This window comes from Clostridium sp. AWRP, assembly GCF_004006395.2.
In the GTDB taxonomy this organism is placed as follows: Bacteria; Bacillota; Clostridia; order Clostridiales; family Clostridiaceae; genus Clostridium_B.
In genome coordinates this window covers 958,672-981,214 of the sequence record NZ_CP029758.2, presented here as the reverse complement: position 1 = coordinate 981,214, position 22,543 = coordinate 958,672, and the positions used below count along the sequence as shown (strand labels likewise).

General features: G+C 31.4%; 17 protein-coding genes. 3 read left to right on the top strand and 14 right to left on the bottom strand.

The window, feature by feature from the left end:
• Positions 1-188: 188 nt before the first annotated feature.
• The 14 genes from DMR38_RS04360 to DMR38_RS04295 form a co-directional block, all read right to left on the bottom strand.
• On the bottom strand, positions 189-1,562 hold the full coding sequence (locus DMR38_RS04360) for an amino acid permease (protein ID WP_175413109.1): 1,374 nt from the start codon (positions 1,560-1,562) through the stop codon (positions 189-191).
• 312 nt (positions 1,563-1,874) lie between these two features.
• Positions 1,875-2,330, bottom strand: coding sequence for an arginine repressor (locus DMR38_RS04355; RefSeq protein ID WP_127720168.1), 456 nt, complete (start codon positions 2,328-2,330; stop codon positions 1,875-1,877).
• 56 nt (positions 2,331-2,386) lie between these two features.
• A complete protein-coding gene (gene recJ, locus DMR38_RS04350) occupies positions 2,387-4,159 on the bottom strand; it encodes a single-stranded-DNA-specific exonuclease RecJ (protein WP_127720167.1) in 1,773 nt (590 codons plus the stop codon).
• Positions 4,160-4,353: 194 nt separating this feature from the next.
• Positions 4,354-5,586, bottom strand: a complete 1,233-nt coding sequence (locus DMR38_RS04345; RefSeq protein ID WP_127720166.1) for a pitrilysin family protein — start codon at positions 5,584-5,586, stop codon at positions 4,354-4,356.
• A gap of 49 nt (positions 5,587-5,635) precedes the next feature.
• Positions 5,636-6,190 carry a DJ-1 family glyoxalase III gene (locus tag DMR38_RS04340; protein WP_127720165.1) on the bottom strand — a complete coding sequence of 185 codons (555 nt, stop codon included), beginning with the start codon at positions 6,188-6,190 and terminating at the stop codon, positions 5,636-5,638.
• Between the two features lie 60 nt (positions 6,191-6,250).
• Positions 6,251-7,240 carry a lipoate--protein ligase gene (locus DMR38_RS04335; protein WP_127720164.1) on the bottom strand — a complete coding sequence of 330 codons (990 nt, stop codon included), beginning with the start codon at positions 7,238-7,240 and terminating at the stop codon, positions 6,251-6,253.
• 251 nt (positions 7,241-7,491) lie between these two features.
• Positions 7,492-10,365, bottom strand: a complete 2,874-nt coding sequence (locus DMR38_RS04330; RefSeq protein WP_127723897.1) for a DNA topoisomerase IV subunit A — start codon at positions 10,363-10,365, stop codon at positions 7,492-7,494.
• A 79-nt stretch (positions 10,366-10,444) separates the two neighbouring features.
• Positions 10,445-12,394: a DNA topoisomerase IV subunit B gene (locus DMR38_RS04325; protein ID WP_127720163.1), complete on the bottom strand. Its 1,950-nt coding sequence runs from the start codon at positions 12,392-12,394 to the stop codon at positions 10,445-10,447.
• 139 nt (positions 12,395-12,533) lie between these two features.
• Positions 12,534-13,907, bottom strand: coding sequence for a HAMP domain-containing sensor histidine kinase (locus tag DMR38_RS04320; RefSeq protein ID WP_175412916.1), 1,374 nt, complete (start codon positions 13,905-13,907; stop codon positions 12,534-12,536).
• Positions 13,898-14,557: a response regulator transcription factor gene (locus DMR38_RS04315; RefSeq protein WP_127720162.1), complete on the bottom strand. Its 660-nt coding sequence runs from the start codon at positions 14,555-14,557 to the stop codon at positions 13,898-13,900. Before DMR38_RS04315 ends, DMR38_RS04320 begins: the two co-directional genes overlap by 10 nt.
• Before the next feature lie 198 nt (positions 14,558-14,755).
• Positions 14,756-15,529: a lantibiotic immunity ABC transporter MutG family permease subunit gene (locus tag DMR38_RS04310; RefSeq protein WP_127720161.1), complete on the bottom strand. Its 774-nt coding sequence runs from the start codon at positions 15,527-15,529 to the stop codon at positions 14,756-14,758.
• Position 15,530: 1 nt separating this feature from the next.
• Positions 15,531-16,295, bottom strand: a complete 765-nt coding sequence (locus DMR38_RS04305; RefSeq protein WP_127720160.1) for a lantibiotic immunity ABC transporter MutE/EpiE family permease subunit — start codon at positions 16,293-16,295, stop codon at positions 15,531-15,533.
• A gap of 5 nt (positions 16,296-16,300) precedes the next feature.
• Positions 16,301-17,008, bottom strand: a complete 708-nt coding sequence (locus tag DMR38_RS04300) for a lantibiotic protection ABC transporter ATP-binding protein (protein WP_127720159.1) — start codon at positions 17,006-17,008, stop codon at positions 16,301-16,303.
• Positions 17,009-17,152: 144 nt separating this feature from the next.
• On the bottom strand, positions 17,153-18,301 hold the full coding sequence (locus DMR38_RS04295; protein ID WP_127720158.1) for a DEAD/DEAH box helicase: 1,149 nt from the start codon (positions 18,299-18,301) through the stop codon (positions 17,153-17,155).
• A 333-nt stretch (positions 18,302-18,634) separates the two neighbouring features.
• On the opposite strand from DMR38_RS04295, the gene cooS reads away from it, so the two are divergent.
• From cooS to DMR38_RS04280, 3 genes are read left to right on the top strand one after another with little or no spacing between them, the layout of a single operon-like run.
• Positions 18,635-20,515 (top strand): anaerobic carbon-monoxide dehydrogenase catalytic subunit, encoded by a 1,881-nt coding sequence (cooS, locus tag DMR38_RS04290; protein ID WP_127720157.1) that lies wholly within the window; start codon positions 18,635-18,637, stop codon positions 20,513-20,515.
• A gap of 18 nt (positions 20,516-20,533) precedes the next feature.
• The gene (locus DMR38_RS04285) at positions 20,534-20,989 is read left to right on the top strand and encodes a 4Fe-4S dicluster domain-containing protein (RefSeq protein WP_127720156.1); all 456 of its coding nucleotides are present in this window, start codon (positions 20,534-20,536) and stop codon (positions 20,987-20,989) included.
• The gene (locus DMR38_RS04280; protein WP_127720155.1) at positions 20,986-22,248 is read left to right on the top strand and encodes an FAD-dependent oxidoreductase; all 1,263 of its coding nucleotides are present in this window, start codon (positions 20,986-20,988) and stop codon (positions 22,246-22,248) included. Before DMR38_RS04285 ends, DMR38_RS04280 begins: the two co-directional genes overlap by 4 nt.
• Positions 22,249-22,543: the final 295 nt, after the last annotated feature.

Here is a 22,543-nt window from a genome sequence, read left to right as displayed (position 1 = left end):
ATTTTTGACATACTTATACATGTATTTGAATGTTTATTATTCATAAAAATGACATTTATTATTCCTATTGGATTTTTATATGCACATTTTTTATAAATATTCAAAAAATTTTTTATAAAAAAATAAAATTTAGGAGGATATCTTAAGATTATCTTCCTAAATTTTATTTTACAAATTATATATATATTTCAATAATTTAAAGTACTATGCTTAATTCCATATAAAAAGTAAATTGCTAAACCAACTATTGTCCAAATTAAAAATCTCATCCATGTTAAAGGTTGTAAACCAGCCATTAAATACAAACAAAAAGCTACTGTTAAAATTGGTGTAAATGGAACTCCTGGACATCTAAACTTTCTCTCAGCGTTTGGCATGGTTTTTCTCAAAATTATTACACCTATAGATACCATAACAAATGCAGATAATGTCCCTATATTACATAAATCCATAAGTATATTAAATGGCAAAAAACCCGAAAGGATTCCCGTTATAATACCTGTAAGTATTGTACATATACCTGGTATCCCATTTTTGCTTGTTATCTTAGAAAATGCACTAGGAATTAATCCATCTCTTGACATAGTCATAAATATTCTAATTTGACCGTATAATGTTACAAGCAGTGTTGAAATCATACCTACCACAGCTCCTACACTAACTAACACAGATCCCCAATTAATTCCTATTTGTGATAATGAAAAAGGGAGAGCATTGTTTACATCTATTTTCACAAATGGAACTATTCCAGTTAATACTAAAGAAATAGTCAAATATAATACAACAATTACTGTCATACAAATCATAAGTCCAATTGGAACATCTCTTTTAGGATTAATGCTCTCCTCTGCAGAAGTTGAAACTGTATCAAAACCTATATAAGCAAAAAATATAACAGAAGAAGCTGTCATTATTCCTTTAAATCCAAATGGCGCAAATGGATGATAATTTTTTACATTTATATGTGGTACACCTAACGCTATAAAAATAACGATTACAGCAATTTTAATAATTACAGTAATGTTATTTATTTTACTACTCTCTGAAACACCTTTATACAACACATATGTTATAAAAATAATAAGAAGTACAGCTGGCAAATCAATTATGCCACCTGACAAAAGAGATTTGGTAATGGTATCAGGCAAATATATGTTGTATAATTTTAAAATTCCTACAAATACTGAGGACCACCCTGACGCTACTATAGCTGCAGATACTAGGTACTCAAGTATTAAATTCCATCCTACAATCCATGCTATTATTTCTCCAAAGGCAACATAGCAATAAGAATATGTACTTCCTGAAACCGGAAACATAGTAGCAAGTTCTGCATATGTAAGTGCACATAAAGTACTGGTTATTGCTGCGATTAAATAGGAAATTACAACTGCTGGTCCTGCCATATGTGCCCCCTGTCCAGTTACAACAAATATTCCAGTTCCAATTACTGCTCCAAGTCCAAGGGCCGCTATATCAATAGCATTCAATTTTCTTTTTAATCCATTGGCCTCTACAGAACTTTCAAGATTATTCACATTTCTTTTTCGAAATAAGCTCATAAAATACCCACAACTTTTACTGGAATTTTTAAAATCGTTTTCACTTTTTTTAATAAAGTTCACAGAATACTCCTCCTAAATTACTGATAATATTGAAATATTTATCTGCTGGCTACCTACTGTAACACTCTTACTATATTTGAACATTACCAATATACAACTATTCTGTAAAATATAATAACCACTGTAGTAGTTATTATATTTTACAGAATAATTATACCTTACAGAGCATTTTTTAGCAAATATTTTAAAAATTACTATGATAAAAGTCAAAAAAAGTCTTATTTCATGAATTGAGTTTTCTAAGAAATATTATTGATTAGAAATCATGTTTTTAATTTTTTTAGCCAAACTCAAGGCTGCTTTTTCATCTGTTGTTATTACAAATAATGTGTTATTTCCAGCTACAGTACCAACAACCCCATTAAAAGCTAAAGAATCTGCCGCTTCCGCTGCTGCCTTAGCTGAACCAGATAAGGTTTTTATGACGACAAAATTTTTCATAGTTTGTACATCAATAATTGTTTGTGAAAATATAGCTACTATTTTATCAGGAAACAATTTTCCTGTATGCCTTATAACAGAATATTTCGATTTTCCATTTTGGCCCACTACTTTTATAATTTTTAATTTTTTTATATCTCTTGACACAGTGGCTTGAGTTACTTCTATTCCCGCATTCTTAAGCTCTTCTACTAGCTCCTCCTGTGTTTCTATATCCTTTGAATTAATAATTTCAAGTATTTTTGTATGTCTTGCAGTTTTCATATATAATCTCTCCGTTTATCAATTTTAAAAAATATAAATCAAGTGTTATTTCTATTTTATGATAATCTAAAATCTTTTAATATAAGCTGTATATTTCTATTTCCTTTATACTCATTAACAGAAGGCAAATATATAAAATCCATTTTTAGATTTTTAAAATCATTATTTAAAATTTTATAAGCTTCCCTGCTTCCATAAGCTTTAAATACCAATTGTCTAAACTTTTCCCCTCCATCAAAAGATAGTGCATCAATTTTGTTTAAACTATTTTTCAGCCTGCAGAATAGTTTCAAAGTATTTTTGTCCTTACCTATGAAATAAATTCTGAATACATCCACACTTTTTTCTCCAAATACAGGTGTAGAATTTCCTTTGCCAAAAGGCTCTAATCTCTTTATATCTTCTATCATTTTAAAAGATATGCTGTTTAAGGGAACCTGTTTATCTATTCTAATCTTAGGTATTATATCCTCATCTGTAAGTTTGCAATTTTTATTTAATCTATCTCTAAGCTTATCTATATTTTCTTCTTCTATAGACAATCCTGCTGCCAAAGGATGGCCTCCAAATTGGTACATTAGCTCCTTACATTTTACAAGTTCTTCAAACATATTATAACCTTCAATAGATCTACCTGATCCCTTAGAAAAATCTTTTCCATTAGTTATTACAATAGAAGGTACATTATATCTTTCTTTAAGCCTTCCTGCAACTATTCCTGCTATACTTTCACGTACTCCTTTTTCATATACCACAAGTACTTTGTCTTTTTTCAAATCTGACTTTTCAACTTTATCTATTATTTTATTTAAACTGTTAATCGTCATATCCTGCCTATGAATATTTAATTCATGAAGTTTTTTAGCAAGTTCATATGCCCTATCCGGATCTTTACAAAGTAAAAGTTCCAGTGCTAAAGCTGCACTTTCGAGCCTTCCTGTAGCATTTATGCAAGGTCCGATTACAAATCCTATATGATAAGAATTCAAGGTTTTATCTTCTAATGAAGTTTCTTTTATAAGTTCCCTTATTCCTAAATTTTCTGTGTTATTTAACATTTCAAGGCCTTTTTTAGCTATAATTCTATTTTCACCTATGAGATCTACTACATCACATATAGTTCCAATAGCTGCATACTCTATAAATTTAAGTGCCTCTTCCTTTTTTATATTAAATTTATCATAAAGCACCTGAATAAATTTAAAAGCAACCCCTGCTCCACAAAGTTTTTTAAAAGGATATTTGCAGTCTTCCTGTTTTGGATCAATAACAGCATCTGCTTCAGGAATTAGAAATTTTCTTTTTCCATCTTCATCTGAAAAAGGTATATCATGATGGTCAGTTATGACTACCTGCATGTTTAATTCCACAGCCCTTTTAATTTGATCCAGTGCCGAAATTCCATTGTCACAAGTTATTATAAGCTGTATTCCATCTTCTTTAAGTTTTTCTATACTATGGATATTTATTCCATAACCTTCTGTAATTCTGTCAGGAATATGATATTTTACCCTAGCACCACACCTTAAAAGTCCACAATATAATATGTAAGTGCTCATTACTCCATCCACATCATAATCTCCATATACTGCTATATTTTTTTCCTCTTTTATAGCACTATATATTATATCTACGCCTCTTTCCATATCTTTCATAAGCAGCGGATTCTGGAGATCTCTCATGGAGGGATTTATAAAACTTTTTATCTCTCCCTGTGTTTCTATTTCCCTATTTACAAGAATTGAAGCTACAACTTCACTTATCCCTGCCATTTTGCCAATAGCTTTTACGTCTTTTTTACACCTTTTTAACATCCACTTTGCCTGCAATAACAATACCCCCCTTTTTTAGTAAACCAATGCTCAATTCACAGTTCACAATTCACAATTTCGGTAGACTTTTCTCCGTTAATGCTGAGAAAAGTCCAAAAACTAAGTGATATGAGCACTAAATTTTTAGATTTTCTGTAATAACAGAAAATCATCTTTAATTGTGAATTGTGCATCGTGCATTGTGAATTGATTTAGTTTCCAGTTAAAATCTGTATAGAGGGTTTAACCATAACCTTGTTTGCAACTCCAATTATATCTTCTTCTCGAACATCATCTAAATTATATATATTTGAATAACCATCATATCTGCACCCTCTTTGCATAAGTTCAGAAGTAACAACTTCTTTACAAAATTCAACGGATCTTTCAAATTTTATTTCTCTCTTTAAATTTATACTTTTACTTAAAGCCTTTATTTTAGCCCCAGTAAAGTACCCTTTTAAACATTTCAATTTGTCTATTGTATCGGAAGTTATAGAAATTGCTTTTTTTACATTTTCAAAAGAAGTGCCCATGTTTATAGAAAGAAGTTTTATTCCCCTTTCATTTTTTATGCTGCTTCCAACTTCATAAGCCAGTGCATTTTCTGTCCTTATCTTATTAAAAAGAATACTATCTGTTCCTTGTCCAAAAGCAGCATTAAGAAGAAGCAGCGCTTTGAATTCCTTCTGATTTAAATTTTGTATATCAAATATATATTGAATTTTAGCTCCAGTTATACCTGGTACAATTTCTTCAAATACTCCAGTTCTCACTGCCTCGCACAAACTTTTTTCATACACACATTTTTTTAAATCACTTTTCCATAATCCAAAATATGTGCTTATTATATCTATAATAAAATTAATATTTAAAGACGAACATACACAAATGGTACAATTTTCAGGAAAATAAAAGTCATGATAAAAACTTTTTATTTCATCTAAAGTAATTGATTCTATGCTGTTTTTATTGCCTACTATAAGTTCTCTTATCCTTCTTCTTTTAAAGGAATTTCTAAAAAGAGTACTCTCACAATGCCTATACATATCATCTTCCCATTCTTTAATTTCCTGAAGTATAACATTTATCTCTTCCTTAAAACCTTTAGTTGAAAAAAGAGGATTCAAGAGCAGGTCGCTGTAAAGTTCAACTGCTCTTTCCAAATCCTCTGAGAGACATGTACCATAGTAAATTGTATAGGGATAATTTGTCATAGCATTTTCAAATCCAAATATACTTTCAATTTCAAAATTTATCTGATTTTCACTTCTATTTTTACTTCCCTTAGATATAAGGTGTTCTACTGCATGAGCTGTACCTAAATGAATTTTTTTTTCTTCCTCTAATGCCCCTGCATTAAAACCTATACAGAGGGAAGTTACTTTTGCTGCTCTATATTCATATAACAATTTCAACCCGTTACCCAGTATATATTCTTGCAAGTTATGCCTCCATATGTATTTCATATTTTCTATTTATATTATAATACTGTCAAACTAAATTAAAAAGCATATCTTTCTTTAACTTTTCCAAAGTATCCCTATCTGCCAAATTTTCTAAAATTTTAAAGGCAAAATGCATGGCAGTAGCAGGGCCCCTACTTGTTATAATATTTTCATCTTGAACCACTACATCCTCACTATAGCTTACAGGTGCTATATCATTTTCATATCCTGGATAGGAAGTTACCTTCTTATTTTCAATAATACCTGCTTTTTTTAATACTATAGGTCCTGCACAAATAGCAGCTACTATCTTTTTAGAATTATTGAAGTCTTTTACAACTTGTATAACCTGATGGTTATCTCTCAAATTAGCTGCTCCAGGCATTCCACCAGGTATTATTAAAGCATCATATTTATCCGTATTGGTTTTTTCTAATAGGCTGTTAGCCTTTACATGTATCTCATGGGTACCCATTACATCATCTTCAGAATTTATAGAACAAGTTATACAGTGTATCCCACCTCTTCTCAAAATATCTACACAAGTTAAAGCCTCTACTTCCTCAAAACCTCTTGCAAGTAAAACTATAGCCTTTTTCATAATACAACCACCTCAAATCAATTATAGCACAGTATTAAATTGATAATTATACATATAAAATCATAAAAATAATTTCATAAAGTCATCATTAGTTAGTTTTAAAATATACTTTGACACATCATTTTCTTCTATAATATTTTTTATCTCTTCAATATTAAACTTTTTATCAATAAATAGATCTTCCATTTCCTTTATAGGATTTTCCTCAAAGAAGTCGCCCTCTACTTTAAATTCCTTCATCATTCCATCAATTACATTTACCTTTACACATATACTTCCTGCATCAAATCTCATTTCTTTATTATAATTAAACTTAGGAGATTTTCCAAAATTCCATTCCCAGGTGCCATACTTATTGTTAACAAGTTCATTTATCTTTTTCGTATCTTCCTCACTTAAAACATAATTTTTAGGATTCTCTTTTCTGCTTTCAAAAAAGCATTGAATTAACATATCTTTAAATTTTATAAGTGATAACCCTTTATCAATATGTTCACTTATATTTGTAACTCTGCTTTTTACCGATTTTATTCCCTTAGATTCAAATTTTTCTTTTTTTACTTTTAATGCCTTTGACAATATAGTTAAATCACTTGAAAATAAAATAGTTCCATGATGCAATAACTTTTCCTTATGAAAATACTGTGAATTACCAGAAAACTTTTTTCCATCTATTAAAATGTCATTTCTGCCACTGAAAGTTGCTTTAACTCCCAATTTATTTAGACAGGACACTACTGGTAGTGAAAAGAAAGAGAAATCGTTTTTATGAAGTTTGGATTTATTTTTTATTATAGTAAAATTCAAATTGCCAAGATCATGGTATACTGCACCTCCACCAGACAACCTTCTCACAACTTTAATATTGTTTTTATCTACATATTCCAGATTTAACTCTTCATAAGTATTTTGATTTTTACCAACTACTATAACTGGTTCATTCTGCCACAATATTAATATATCTTCTCTTAAATCTTTATATTTCACAAAATATTCCTCAAGGGCAAGGTTAAAATATGGATTATTTGAATTATTAACAACGTTTATCATTATTTTTTCTCCTTTTCGCATATGTGTTTCTAAGCAAAAAATCAACTTATACTTCGGATATTTTTTACATTCTTCAGCTTAATAGTTTCTTACTATAATTCAATTATACTATATATAGTTTATTAGTGAAAAGTTGAGTATTTAATATTTTATTTCAAAACTCATAGAAAAGAGTCTTACTTTAAAAGAACCAGTTATGTTAGTTCTTTTAAAGTAAGACTCTCTTTAAATTAATAGTTAAGAATGAAAAATTAATAGTTAATGTGGACTTTTTTAACCTTATCGTCCATAACTATAAGCATGATGCTTTTTCCCCTTCCTGCTCTATTTTGAAGGACTACATCTTTTAAATTTATTTGCTCTTTGTTTCCTTTTTCAGAAATTAGGTTTAGCTTATAATCTTTGCTATCATTACCATCTATAAGGAAACAATATGATACCTTATCATCTTCCTTTAAACTTATAGCTGTAACACCTGCAGCTAATTTTCCCATAGCATTTACGGTATTTGCTTTAAACTTTATTCCCATTCCTCTTTCAGTTATTAAAAATATTTCTATTTCTTCCTTGTCACTGTATTCTACATTTACAAGAGAATCTTTTTTATCCTTAAATTTATAAGCAGTAGAACATCCAGCAACCTGTTTAAATTCCATTAATGCAGTCTTTTTTACCATACCATATTGGGTAAAAAAGTATACATATCCGCAATCAAAATTCTCCACAGAAATTATCTTTAATATGTTACCTACATCTATATTATTCATAAGTACCTTAATATCTATGCCACTATTATCTACGTTCTGAAGCATAAAAGCAGGTATAGAAAAGACTTCTCCATCTAATGTAAATATCAATATGTAACTTAAAGAATTGGTAAACACACTTTTAGAAGATTTTCCTGAATTTAAAACTTTAATTATTCCAGACTTATTTATGTTTATATAAAACTCCTTATATTCTGGCTCTGTTGAAAAATCCATCTTTACTGCAAAATCTTCTCCTTGTAATGTAACAAGTGGTGTAGTAACTATATTTCTATCTTCTAAATTAAGTTCTGGACTTTTTACCGTAAACTCAAGTCCGGATTTAGTTTCTACTTTTATAAATTCTACATTTGTACTTCTATCAACAAGTTCTACCCCTATAAGTTTTTCCCCATTTTTTAATTTCAATGCCATAAGTTTTGTATAATTTGTGATGAATAACTCAATTCCCGTTCTTTTTATTCCACCAATGCTAGTAAAAAACACAAAATCCTTTTGCAAATTAAAATCTTTTATACTGTATACTGCAGTTATGTGATTTTCTTCTAAATCAATCCCTTTTATCAAGTTATCCAGCTTTTCTCCTTTTTCCTTCCACTTAAGCTCAGGGATATCCATTCCTCTAATCCTATACATATCACCAGAATCTGTAAAGAACATAAGGGTATCTTTTGTGCTGGAATTTATAAAATACTCGTTGAAATCTCCTTCTCTATATTCTATATCTTCAACTTTTCCACTAGAGCGATTATAACTTTTTAAAGAGGTCCTCTTTATATATCCCTCTTTTGACATAGTGATAACTACATCTTCATCTATTATAATTTCATCTACATCTATTTTTGCCTTTTCATCTTCTTCAACAATAGCAGTTCTTCTATCGTCCCCATACTTTTCTCCAACTTCAATAAGTTCCTTTTTTATAACTTTTAAAATTTCCTTCTCACTTTCCAATATTTTAGTAAGTTTTTTTATAACCTTCAAAAGTTTTTCATGTTCTTTTTCAAAAGAATCTATTTCAAGTCCAGTGAGCCTGTACAGCATAAGCTCCAATATAGCCTCCGCCTGTGGGTATGTAAAATCAAACTGTTCCATAAGGTTTGAAGCAGCATCTTTTTTCGATTTAGAGCTTCTAATAGTCTTTATAATTTCATCCATTATACCTAGAGCTTTTATAAATCCCTCTACGATATGAAATCTCTTTTTTGCTTCTTCCAACTCCCTTTTAGTTCTCTTTGTTATGATTTCCTTTTGGTATTCCACATAATATTTCAATATGAGTTTTAACCCCATAGTTATCGGCTTTCCGTCTCCTAATGCTACCATATTAAAAGATATATTGCATTGAAGATCCGTTTTCTTTAGTAAATATTTTAAAATCTTCTGAGCCAATTTCATATCTGTAGATTTTTTGAATTCTATTACTGCTCTTATACCACTTCTATCAGATTCATCCCTTATGTCTGATATAGGCTCTAGTGCCCTAGCATACCTTTTGTCTGCAGTCATTTCAGAAATTACCTGAAGTAATTTTGCCTTACTCCTTCTATAAGGGAACTCTGTAATAACTATTCCAAGTCTTCCGCTGTCCAATTTCTCTATAGAAGTCTTGGCCCTTAGTGTAACCTTTCCTTCTCCTGTTTCATAGGCTGAAATCATAGATTTTTTACCTATAATTATTCCTCCTGTAGGTAAATCCGGTCCTTTTATGTAATTCATAAGTTCTTCTACAGTTATGTCTCTATCATCAATATATGCTACAGTCGCATCTATTACTTCCCTTAAATTATGTGGTGGTATGTTAGTGGCAAGACCTACGGCTATTCCAAAAGCTCCATTTACAAGTAAGTTGGGATATCTTGCAGGAAGAACTTCCGGTTCCTTTTCAGAGCCAGAATAATTATCCACCATATTTACTACACCTTTTTCTATATCTCTTATCATCTCCATAGCAATAGGTGTAAGTCTTGCTTCTGTATAACGCATGGCAGCTGCACTATCTCCATCCTGACTTCCCCAATTTCCATGACCATCTATAATTGGCATCCTTGTTGTAAAATCCTGGGCTAGTATTACCATGGCGTCATATACGGAAGTATCTCCATGAGGATGATATTTTCCAAGGATGTCTCCTACTATCCTGGCAGACTTGTAATATGGTTTATCTGGAAAGGCCTTTAACATATATGACCCATATATTATCCTTCTATGTACAGGTTTTAACCCATCTCTAACATCAGGAAGTGCCCTGTCCTTTGCCACTTCTACTGCATAAGGAAGATAATTGTCCGGCATAGCTTCTTCTATAGGAATTTTTATTATATTGTTATCTTTTGGAATTACTGTGTTCTTAACCAAATCCATTTCCTCCGATTCTTTCAGTTTCACCTGTAAAATTTCAGCAACTGTGAATTGTGCATTGTGAACTGTGAATTATCTAAAATTGTGCATATTTATACATATATTTTTTTCTAGGCGCAACTACATCTCCCATTAAAAGTGATACCATCTTTTCAGCTTTAGCAGCATCATCTATAGTTATCTGCTGCAGTGTTCTCGTTTCAGGGTTTAAAGTAGTTTCCCAGAGCTGGTCTGGATTCATTTCACCAAGTCCTTTGTATCTCTGTACAAGCACACCTTTTCCTATTTTCTTTTTTGCATCTGGCAGTGTCTCATCACTATAGGCATACTTAATTATCTCTTTGCCTTTATTCTGCTTATATACTTTATAAAGTGGCGGCAGTGCTATATAAAGGTGACCATTTGAAATGAGCTGTCTCATATATCTATATATATAAGTCATCCAAAGGGACCTTATATGATATCCATCTACATCTGCATCACTTAAAATTATAATTTTATCATATTTTAAGTCACTTTCATTATAATTTTCAAGTATTCCAGTACCTATAGCAGTATTAAATATCTTAAGTTCTTCACTTCCAAGGACGTTTTCAAGCTTCTGCTTTTCCGTATTCATAATTTTACCCTTAGAAGGCATTATAGTCTGGAATCTTCTATCTCTGGCCTGTTTTGCAGAACCTCCCGCAGAATCACCTTCAACTACTATAAATTCACATTTTGAAGAATCCTTTAATGTGCATACTGCAACTTTCCCAGCAAGAGGAGCCGCACCTTTGCCTATCTTTTTCTTTTCCGCATCATTTATCTTTTTTATCTTCTCTCTTCTTGCTGCAGCATGGAGAGCATTATTTATTATAGCAGATGCTATCTCTTTATTATCTTCTATCCATTCTGAAAGCTTTGTATAGGCAAGATCATTCATCATAGTATAGGCTTCTGTATTTCCAAGCTTTGTCTTGGTCTGACCTTCAAATATAGGATTAGTTATTTTTATCTTAACTATAGCTGTCATTCCTTCTCTTAAGTCGTCCCCTTCAAATTCCTTATCTTTTTCCTTGAGTAAATTTAATTTTTTAGTCCATTCTTTAAACGCTCTTGTCATACCCGTTTTAAATCCACTTTCATGGGTTCCTGATTCTGTAGTAGGAATATTATTTACATAACTTGCTATATGATAGGTAGTAGAATCCGTAAATTGCATGCATACCTCTCCATGCATACCTAAATCATTTATCTTTCTTTCACCTTCAAATAGTATTGGATTCTTATGAATAGGTGTTTTACTCTCATTTAAATAATCTATAAAATCCAGAAGTCCCCTCTCTGAATGGTACTCCCTTTCTATGCTTTCTTCTCCTGTATTATCAATTAATTTTAAAGTTATACCTTTATTTTGGAAGGCCAACTCTTTTAACCTTTCATCTATTACATCGATTTTAAAATCAGTGGTAGAAAAAACTTTACTATCAGGCATAAAGGTTACCTTTGTACCTGTATCATCTGTATCTCCTATTACTTTAATGCCCGTTACTGGTGTACCAGGCATATTTTTCTTTAGTGACTTATCATAGGCATATTCAAATCTTTGTTTATATACATGCCCCTTTTGCCTGATCTCTACTTCCATCCAGGTAGACAGAGCATTCACTACTGCTGCCCCTACACCGTGAAGACCACCTGAAGTCTTGTACACTGAATTATTGAATTTTCCTCCTGTATGAAGTTCAGTAAACACCATTTCCACTCCATTCTTTTTCTTTACAGGATGAATTCCAGTAGGTATTCCCCTTCCGTTGTCCTGCACTGACACGCTGCCATCCTTGTTTAATGTAACATATGCCCTATCTCCAAATCCATTGGAAATTTCATCTATAGCATTGTCCAAAAGCTCCCATATGCAATGATGGAGACCTTTACTGCCAGTTGAACCTATGTACATTCCCGGTCTAACACGTACTGGTTCAAGTTTCTCCAATGAAGTTAAGGAGTTTACATCATAGACATTTCTTTCTTTGCCCTCCATAAAATTTCCCCTTTCACACATTTCCATATATATTTACGAAAAAAAACCTTCTCAAAAAAGAAGGTAGTTAACTTCAAAATTATTATATAAGTAATATTTAAATTATGCAAATTTATTTTCAAAAAATATCATATAAATTTCATTCTACTGGAACTTCAAGAGTGACTTGTCCTCCTCCTGTAACAGGCGAGTTTCCAATATGGAGCTCTCCTTTATGCTGTTTTAAGATAGAATAGGCAATAAATAATCCCATACCGTAATGTGTTTTAGACGTTCTACTGTTATCACCCATATAAAATTGTGCTGCAGCAAATTTAATGTCTTTATTTGAAAAACCTTTACCACTATCAGTAACGGTAAAGCATATGTTATCCTGAAAGCCTGCGGCTTTAAAATAAATTTTACTATTATCTGGTGAATAATCTACACCATTAGAAATGACATTAATAATTGCCCTGTATAATAAACTTTGATCAACTACAATTTCTTTAGGCAAACACTCTTCTTCAAATTCAACTTGTAATTTTTTTGTACACGCAAGTGCATTTAATTGATTATGAATATTTTCTACAAACTCACTTGTATTCACTTTACATGGCTGTATGCAAAACCCTTCTTCTGCTCTAGATAATTCAATAAGTATTTTTATATATTTCTCAATTTGATTAGAATTTTTATGAATAAATGCTGTATATTCCTTCTGTTCCTCATTTAAAGGTGAATCTATTAATAATTCTGCATTGCCCTTAATAACCGCAAGGGGTGTTTTTATATCATGGACAAGAGCTGAAATCTGCTTTCTTTTATCCTGTTCAATGTGCCACTGCTCTTTTAGGGATTTTTTTAATTCCTCTTTCATATCTGACAGTGACAATAAAACGCTGTCAAATTCTTTTATCCTTGAATGAGTTATCTCAAAATCCAAATCCTGTTCCTTGATTTTTTCTGATACTTCAAGTAAGGGATTTAACTGTTTCTTTAGCCTTCGTGCATAAAGTGTTGAAATTATAAAAATAATTGTAACAAATAAAAAAATATACACCAAAACAAACATTCCTTGGGGATTAGGTAGATTACTATTTAAAAAGTCAGAACTATATCTCATTATAATATAATACTGAAGTATGCATAAACCATCTTTTCTTTGTATAATATAATACTGTTTTGTCTCCCAATGGTTATTATATCCCTCTCCCCTTGCATACCTTTTAGCTTCGTCTAAATCTTTAGAATTTAAATCTGTTTTAACCACTCTATAACTTTTATCAAAAACAACAAATTTACATCCTTTAGGAATCATATTTTCTGTTATAGTAGGTGCTGTTTGAAGTTTAGATTTTACATTTGAAACTAAATTTTCACTATAATTTGCAGGTAAAAATACATTAGCATTTATAAGCAAAAAAACAAATTCAATATACAATGCTGAAACAACAATAAATATAATAGCTAAAGTTATCAGATATCTAAAAAAAATCCCTCTCATTGTAACTGTTTTTTTATTTATTCCCATTTATAGCCAATCCCCCAAACCGTTTTAATTGGAGATAAATCAAAAATAGCAAGCTTTGCTCTTATGTTTTTTATATGCTCTGCAATACCTGAGCTGTCACTTTCCCTTTCATATCCGTATACAGCTTCGTAAATTTGCTCTTTTGTAAACACCTGTCCCTTGCTGTGTGCAAGAAATTCACAAATAGCATATTCACTTTTTGTCATAGGCACTTTTTTATCTTCTATAATAATTTCCTTGCTTGTCAAATTGAATTTCATACCAGAAATAGAAATCATATTATGTTTTTCTCTTTTTTCTCTTCTCAGGTGGGCATTTACTCTAGCACGAAGTTCTCCTGTACTAAAAGGTTTTTTTATATAATCATCCCCACCTATTCCAAGTCCAAACATTACGTCATCTTCCATAGTTTTAGCAGTTAAAAACAAAATTGGACAATCCACTATATCACGGATTTTCTCACATAATTCAAAACCATCTATATCCGGCATCATAACATCCAATAAAATGAGATCATATTTTGTGTACTCGTTAATCAAAAATTTTTTTGGATTATTGACAATTGTAACGACATGCCCATCTTTCGCAAGAACATTTTTTACAAGCACTAAAATGTCCTCTTCATCATCTATTACAAGAATCTTGGCCATAGCTATCCCCCTTCAAATCAATGCACAATTCACAGTTCACAATGCACAATTTCGGTAGATTTTTCTCCGCTGTGCTGCGAAAAATTTAAAATTTCAAGCTTATTGAAGCTTTGCTTCAATAGTGCTATATTTTAGATTTTATGTGACAACAGAAAATTATCCTTAATTGTGAATTGTGCATCGTACATTGTGAATTGATTACTCATCACACTTGCGTCCTTCCCAAAACTGAAACCATAAAAGTTCCAGCATCAATATTCCCAAAGTATATGCACCTGTAATGTACGATGCTTTTCGAATACTATATAAAATATAAGGAATTTCTTTATGCATAGCTGCAGGCGCAAAATACAAAGTAGCAAAATCACAAAACCTTACACCCCATGCCCAGGGAAGATACATCCAGCATCTATCTCCCAGTCCTGTAATCATTAGCGCAGCAATTAGCATACCTGCAATTCCCAAAAAAATGGATGCTCCTCTGCCAAACTTTAAACTGATAAAAAAACTCAATATATAAATAAATATATTACTAAAAATAAGCCATCCAAACACCTGAAAATATAATAAATAAGGAACGTTGGATACATGTAAAAACAATTTTAGTCCAAAAAGCACTATACCAAGAGCTAAAAATAAAGAAAGCATTCCCATAAAAATCAAGGTAAGCAGCTTACTTAAACATGAAATACTTCTTGATTTTGTGCTGCCGAGCAATACTTGAAATTGACCTGCTTGTTCTTCTTGTGAAACAACCATGCTGCAAATTATTCCAATTAGAAGTGGAAAAACCATGCCAAGTAATTCAAAATAAAGTACGTGCTTCTCAATATTCTCTACCTTGTTAAATAAATTGTAACAGACCAGAAAAAATAATGCACCTATTATCGGAATTACAATGTGAATCCAAAATATTTGAGTATGTTTTAATTTTTGAAAGTCAGCCCGTAAAGCTCTAAATAATGACAACATTTTATACCACCTCCTGATTTTTAAACCAACTTGATGTAGCAGTAAGTAGTACAACAAATAGTAAAATAGATAACACAATTCCTACTGGAATAACACCTGGTCTAAGCATTATTGTATCTTTTCCTATTGGCAACTGCCCATTTGGAAGTACACCGAGTATAGGACACATAAGACGACTCGTCCAACTGTACGGGCACAGCCACCAGATGGATTTCACAGCCATTGTCCCATTAAGGCCTATACCTACTGCAACATTTAAAATAACCGGTACAAAAAATCCAAATTTCTTAGCTAAAAATAGACAAAGTGGAATTTGCCATAGTGACGTTATTGCAATAACAATAGCTGCTGTAATTGCATTTATACCTGGAATAGTAACTATAGAACTTAAAGCAAAACTTGAAATAACTTTTGGCAAAACATATTTTCCTACTATACCAACTCCTAACACCAAAAGAATACAAGAAAATAAAACATAAACAGCTATAAGAATAACTTTTGAAACCCAAACTTTTTTTAAATCAATAGGCATAGAAAAAATAGCTCTATATTTAATTTTCTTCTCTTCTTTTTGATTTACAAGTGCACAGATAACTGCAACACTCCCCGGCAGCATAAACATATACCACCAATTAAATGTATTTAATTGATAATAAACTCCTGTCATAAAGCCAAAAAAAAGTGTGACAATTGGAAAAATCAAAACAAGTTTTTTTGTCATTGTCCTTTTTAACTTTAAGTTCTCTGCCTTCAAATATGAACTCATTTTAATTACCTCATTTCCCTTTTAGATTTTTTAACTACTTCCATGAAGAGTGATTCTAGATCCTCACCCGGATTAATTTTTGCTTCATATCCTAAAATTCCATTACTAATAATCCCAATGTGATCTGCAATAAGCTCTACTTCAGACAATATGTGGCTAGATAAAATAACTGTTATACCCTGCTCTGGAAAAGAACGAATAAGATTTCTCAAATCTTGAATACCAATAGGATCTAGTCCGTTAGTAGGTTCATCTAAAATTAAAAGTTTAGGGTGATTAAGTAGTGCAATAGCAATTCCAAGCCTCTGCTTCATACCCATAGAAAATTGACCTGCACGCTTTTTATCTGTATCTGTTAAATCAACCGTTTGGAGTACTTCATCAATACGTGATTCCTTAAGTCCAAGTAGTGTAGTTCTGACCTTTAGATTTTCCCTTGCAGTTAAATTCTCATATAGTGGAGGAGCTTCAATTAGTGCCCCAATATCCTTTAAATCTTTTCTGCTCCAGGGATGTCCTTCAAAAATAATTTCACCTGAAGTTTTCTTAAGTATCCCTGTAATCATTTTTAATGTAGTAGATTTTCCAGCACCATTAGGGCCAAGCAATCCATAAACGGAATTTTCTTTTATTGCAAGTGAAATATTATTTGCCGCTAGCTGTCCCTTAAAATTTTTGCATAAATTTTTTGTTTGTAAAATATATTTTTCCATCTTTATAAATCCTCCCTTATCAATTCATGTTAATTGTAAATACTAATTTTAAGGATTTTATAAGGATTTAAAAAAATGATCTCAGCGATTTTTTATCACTGAGATCATTTTTGTCAACTTTAATATAAGTAATAATCCTTTTTCTTATCTATGCTCTATTATTTTTCCTTTGTACATATCTTTTAAATCTATTTTTATATTAAATGCCTTTTCATATTGTTTTAATAATTTCTGCTCTTTATTTGTGATTATGCATATAGATGTCCCTTCCTTGCCAGCTCTTGCTGTTCTCCCTGATCTATGTAAATAATTGTCGGCATCTTCTGGTATATCATAACTGAAAACATAATCTACATCCTCTATATCAAGTCCTCTTGCTGCTATATCTGAAGCTACTAATAAATTAATTTTACCTAGTTTAAAACTTTCCAAAGCTCTTTTGCGCACTTTCTTGTCTTCAGCTCCATATATAGCTTCTGCTCCTAATTTATGATATTTTAATTTTTCCGTAAGTATTTCTATTTCATCTGGTTTATTTACAAATACAATGGCTCTCTTTGGATTTAATATATGAACAAGTTTCCTTAGAATTAATATTTTATCTCTTCTTTCACACATAAAACACATATGCTTTATGTTTTCATTCATAGAAGTTGTTTGTTCTGCCTTTATAAATTTGTAATCTTTCATTAAATCCCTTGCTATATCTAAAGTTCTATCATCTATTGTAGCTGAAAAAAACATTAATTGTCTTTCCTTTAGCGTAGTTTTTATTATAGCTTTAACATCATTTATGTTATTCTTATCCAAAAGTTTATCGGCTTCATCTACTACAATGGTCTTAACAGTATGAGATTTTAGTTTTTTCATTTTAATAAGTTGAAGTATTCTTCCTGTAGAACCCACTACTATATGCGGCTTTTCACTTTTTAAAATTTCCACCTGTCTTTTTATATTTACATTTCCTATTATAGCTGCAGACCTAACTGGAATATTTGAATTGTCAGCTAAGTTTTTTATTACATTATGTATTTGAATTACAAGTTCATGTGTAGGTGCAAGTATATATGCCTGAACATCTTTACTTTCAAAATCAATTTTTTGAAATATAGGAACAACATAAGCTAACGTTTTTCCACTACCTGTTTCTGATTCTCCTACTATATCTTTACCCAAAAGAGCTTCTGGAATGGCTTTATATTGTATTTCTGCAGCATATTCAATACCTTCTTTTTTTAGTCCTTCTGTTATTCCTTCATTTATACCCAATTCATTAAACAAAACTTTTGTCATATGTTTTTACTCCTTAATTTTTAATACCTCTATTCTTCTATTATATCAATATAATATAATTTTCAACCAAATAAGAATTATTTTATATTTTGTATTGACAAGGAAACCGAAAAGGTTTATATTATTGTTATTGGATAACAATTATCTCATAGTTAATTGTACTTGTAGATAAATAATATTGATTAATATTATTAAGTTATTAACATTATTGTATTTCTATTTCAAATTATGATTACTTTATACATTTTACCGATTAGATTATGAATTTAGTTTTAATCAGTAATTTTAATAATTTAATAGTATACTTAAATAGTATAGTTTGGAGGTTTTATTATGTCAAATAACAAAATTTGTAAGTCAGCAGATAAGGTACTTGAAAAGTTTATAGGTTCTCTAGATGGTGTAGAAACTTCTCATCATAGGGTAGAAAGTCAAAGTGTTAAATGTGGTTTTGGTCAGCTAGGAGTCTGCTGCAGACTCTGTGCAAACGGTCCCTGTAGGATAACACCTAAAGCTCCAAGAGGAGTATGTGGTGCTAATGCTGATACCATAGTTGCAAGAAACTTTCTTAGAGCTGTAGCTGCCGGCAGTGGATGTTATATCCACATAGTCGAAAATACAGCTAGAAACGTAAAATCCGTAGGTGAAACCGGTGGCGAGATAAAAGGAATGAATGCTCTCAATACCCTGGCAGAAAAACTCGGTATAACAGAATCTGACCCACATAAAAAAGCTGTACTAGTAGCTGATGCCGTGTTAAAAGACTTATACAAACCAAAGTTTGAAAAAATGGAAGTTATAAACAAATTGGCTTATGCACCTAGACTGGAAAATTGGAACAAATTAAATATAATGCCCGGCGGTGCAAAATCAGAAGTTTTTGATGGTATAGTAAAAACTTCTACAAATCTAAACAGTGACCCTGTAGATATGCTTCTAAATTGTTTAAAACTTGGAATATCCACTGGGATTTATGGACTTACCCTTACAAATTTATTAAATGACATAGTTTTAGGTGAACCTGCTATAAGACCTGCAAAAGTTGGTTTTAAAGTTGTAGATACGGATTATATAAATTTGATGATAACAGGTCATCAGCACTCCATGATTGCCCACCTTCAAGAAGAACTTGTAAAACCTGAAGCTGTAAAAAAAGCCCAAGCAGTTGGTGCTAAAGGATTCAAACTAGTTGGATGTACCTGTGTCGGACAGGATTTACAGTTAAGAGGCAAATACTATACTGATGTTTTCTCAGGTCATGCAGGAAATAATTTTACAAGTGAAGCCTTAATAGCAACCGGAGGTATAGATGCAATAGTATCTGAATTCAACTGTACTCTTCCTGGCATCGAGCCGATAGCAGATAAATTCATGGTTAAAATGATATGCCTGGATGACGTTGCTAAAAAATCAAATGCAGAATATGTAGAATACTCTTTTAAAGATAGAGAAAAAATAAGCAATCATGTTATAGATACAGCTATTGAAAGTTATAAGGAAAGAAGATCTAAAGTTACAATGAATATTCCTAAAAACCACGGCTTTGATGACGTCATAACAGGTGTAAGTGAAGGTTCCTTAAAATCCTTCTTAGGTGGCAGCTGGAAACCTCTAGTTGACTTAATTGCTGCTGGAAAAATTAAAGGTGTTGCTGGAATAGTAGGTTGTTCAAACTTAACTGCCAAAGGTCACGATGTATTTACAGTAGAACTTACAAAAGAACTTATAAAGAGAAATATAATTGTACTTTCTGCAGGCTGTTCAAGTGGCGGACTTGAAAATGTAGGACTTATGTCTCCAGGAGCTGCTGAACTTGCAGGAGATAGCTTAAAAGAAGTATGTAAGAGCCTAGGAATACCACCTGTACTAAATTTTGGTCCATGTCTTGCTATTGGAAGATTAGAAATTGTAGCAAAAGAACTAGCAGAATACCTAAAAATAGATATTCCACAGCTTCCACTTGTACTTTCTGCACCTCAATGGCTTGAAGAGCAAGCATTGGCAGATGGAAGTTTTGGTCTTGCCCTTGGATTACCACTTCACCTTGCTATATCTCCTTTCATTGGTGGAAGCAAAGTGGTAACAAAAGTACTATGTGAAGATATGGAAAATCTAACAGGCGGCAAGCTTATAATAGAAGATGATGTAATAAAAGCTGCAGATAAATTAGAAGAAACCATACTTGCAAGAAGGAAAAGCTTAGGTCTTAATTAAAATTTAGAAGGTGATCTCATGAAAAGAATAATGATAAATAAAGATTTATGTACCGGATGTTTAAATTGTACTTTAGCTTGTATGGCAGAGCACAATGAAAATGGGAAATCTTTTTCTGATCTTGATCTCAGCAATGAATTTCTTGAAAGTAGAAATCATATATCTAAAGATGATAATGGAAACAAGCTTCCTATATTTTGCCGTCACTGTGACGAACCTGAGTGTGTAATGACCTGTATGAGCGGTGCCATGACTAAAGACCCTAAAAGCGGTATAGTATCCTATGATGAGCATAAATGTGCCAGCTGCTTTATGTGCGTCATGTCCTGTCCTTACGGAGTATTAAAACCAGATACTCAGACCAAAAGTAAAGTAGTTAAATGTGACCTGTGTGGTGACAGAGATACACCTAGATGCGTTGAAAATTGTCCAACAGGAGCAATTTATATTGAAAAGGAGGCAGATCTCCTATGAGTGGTTTAACAATAAAAATATTTTTTCATACAAAATATGTAATAATAGGAGCTAGTGCTGCTGGAATAAATGCTGCTAAAACTTTAAGAAAGTTAGATAAATCCTCCAAAATAACTATTATTTCAAAGGATGATGCAGTTTATTCAAGATGTATGCTCCACAAGGTAATTGAGGGAAGTAGAAATTTAGAGACTATAAATTTTGTAGATTCTGATTTCTTTGAAAAAAATAATATAGAATGGATAAAAGATGCAGATGTAAGCAATATTGATATTGATAAGAAAAAAGTCTTACTTCAAGACAACAGCAGTTTCAAATTTGACAAACTCCTTATAGCTTCTGGTGCTTCCTCCTTTATTCCCCCAGTTAAAAATTTAAGAGAAGCTAAAGGAGTGTACTCCCTTAGGAATTTTGAAGATGTAACTGCTATACAAGATAAGCTTAAAAGCACAAAACAAGTAGTAATACTTGGTGCAGGTCTTGTAGGAATTGATGCTCTTTTAGGTCTTATGGTGAAAAATATAAAGATTTCAGTTGTAGAAATGGGAGATAGGATTCTCCCCCTTCAACTGGACAAAACTGCATCCACTATATATGAAAAGTTGTTAAAAGAAAAAGGTATAGATGTCTTTACTTCAGTTAAATTGGAAGAAGTAGTTTTAAATAAAGATGGCTTTGTAAGTAAAGCAGTACTATCAAATTCAACTGCTATAGACTGCGATATGATAATAGTTGCTGCCGGTGTTAGACCAAATGTAAACTTTATAAAAGACAGCAGAATAAAAGTTGAAAAAGGCATTGTCATAGACAAACATTGTAAAACCACTGTAGATAATATATATGCTGCAGGAGATGTTACTTTTACCGCTCCTATATGGCCTATAGCTGTAAAACAGGGAATAACTGCTGCTTATAACATGGTAGGTATAAATAAAGAGTTAAATGACACTTTTGGCATGAAGAACTCAATGAATTTATTTAACCTTCCATGCGTATCCCTTGGTAATGTAAATATAGCAGATGAAAGTTATGCTGTAGATACGTTAGAAGGAGATGGAGTTTATCAAAAAATAGTTCACAAAGATGGAGTAATTTACGGTGCACTTCTAGTTGGAGATATATCTTACTGCGGCGTACTGGGATATCTCATAAAAAATAAAATAAATATAAGCAATATCCATAAAAATATTTTTGACATAGATTATTCTGATTTTTACAATGTTGAAAAAGATGGACAGTATAGTTATCAATTGAGGTAAATTACCTTATAGAGTTTCTAAGCAAAAAATAAAACTTATACTACGGATATTTTTTACAACCTTCAATTCATTAAATATTTTGATAAGTCTAAGTAAAAAATTCTAAAAAAGCTAAGAACTTTTGAAAACTCGTACCTCAGACAATTCAAAAGTTCTAAGTTTTTACGAATTTTTTTCTAAGACTTATATGCAAAATATTTAAAAGAACTTCATTATTGTAAAAATATGCCTGCGTATAAGTTTTATTTTTAAGTTAAAAACGCTATAGGTTTTAGCTCAACTATTGAAAATGTAT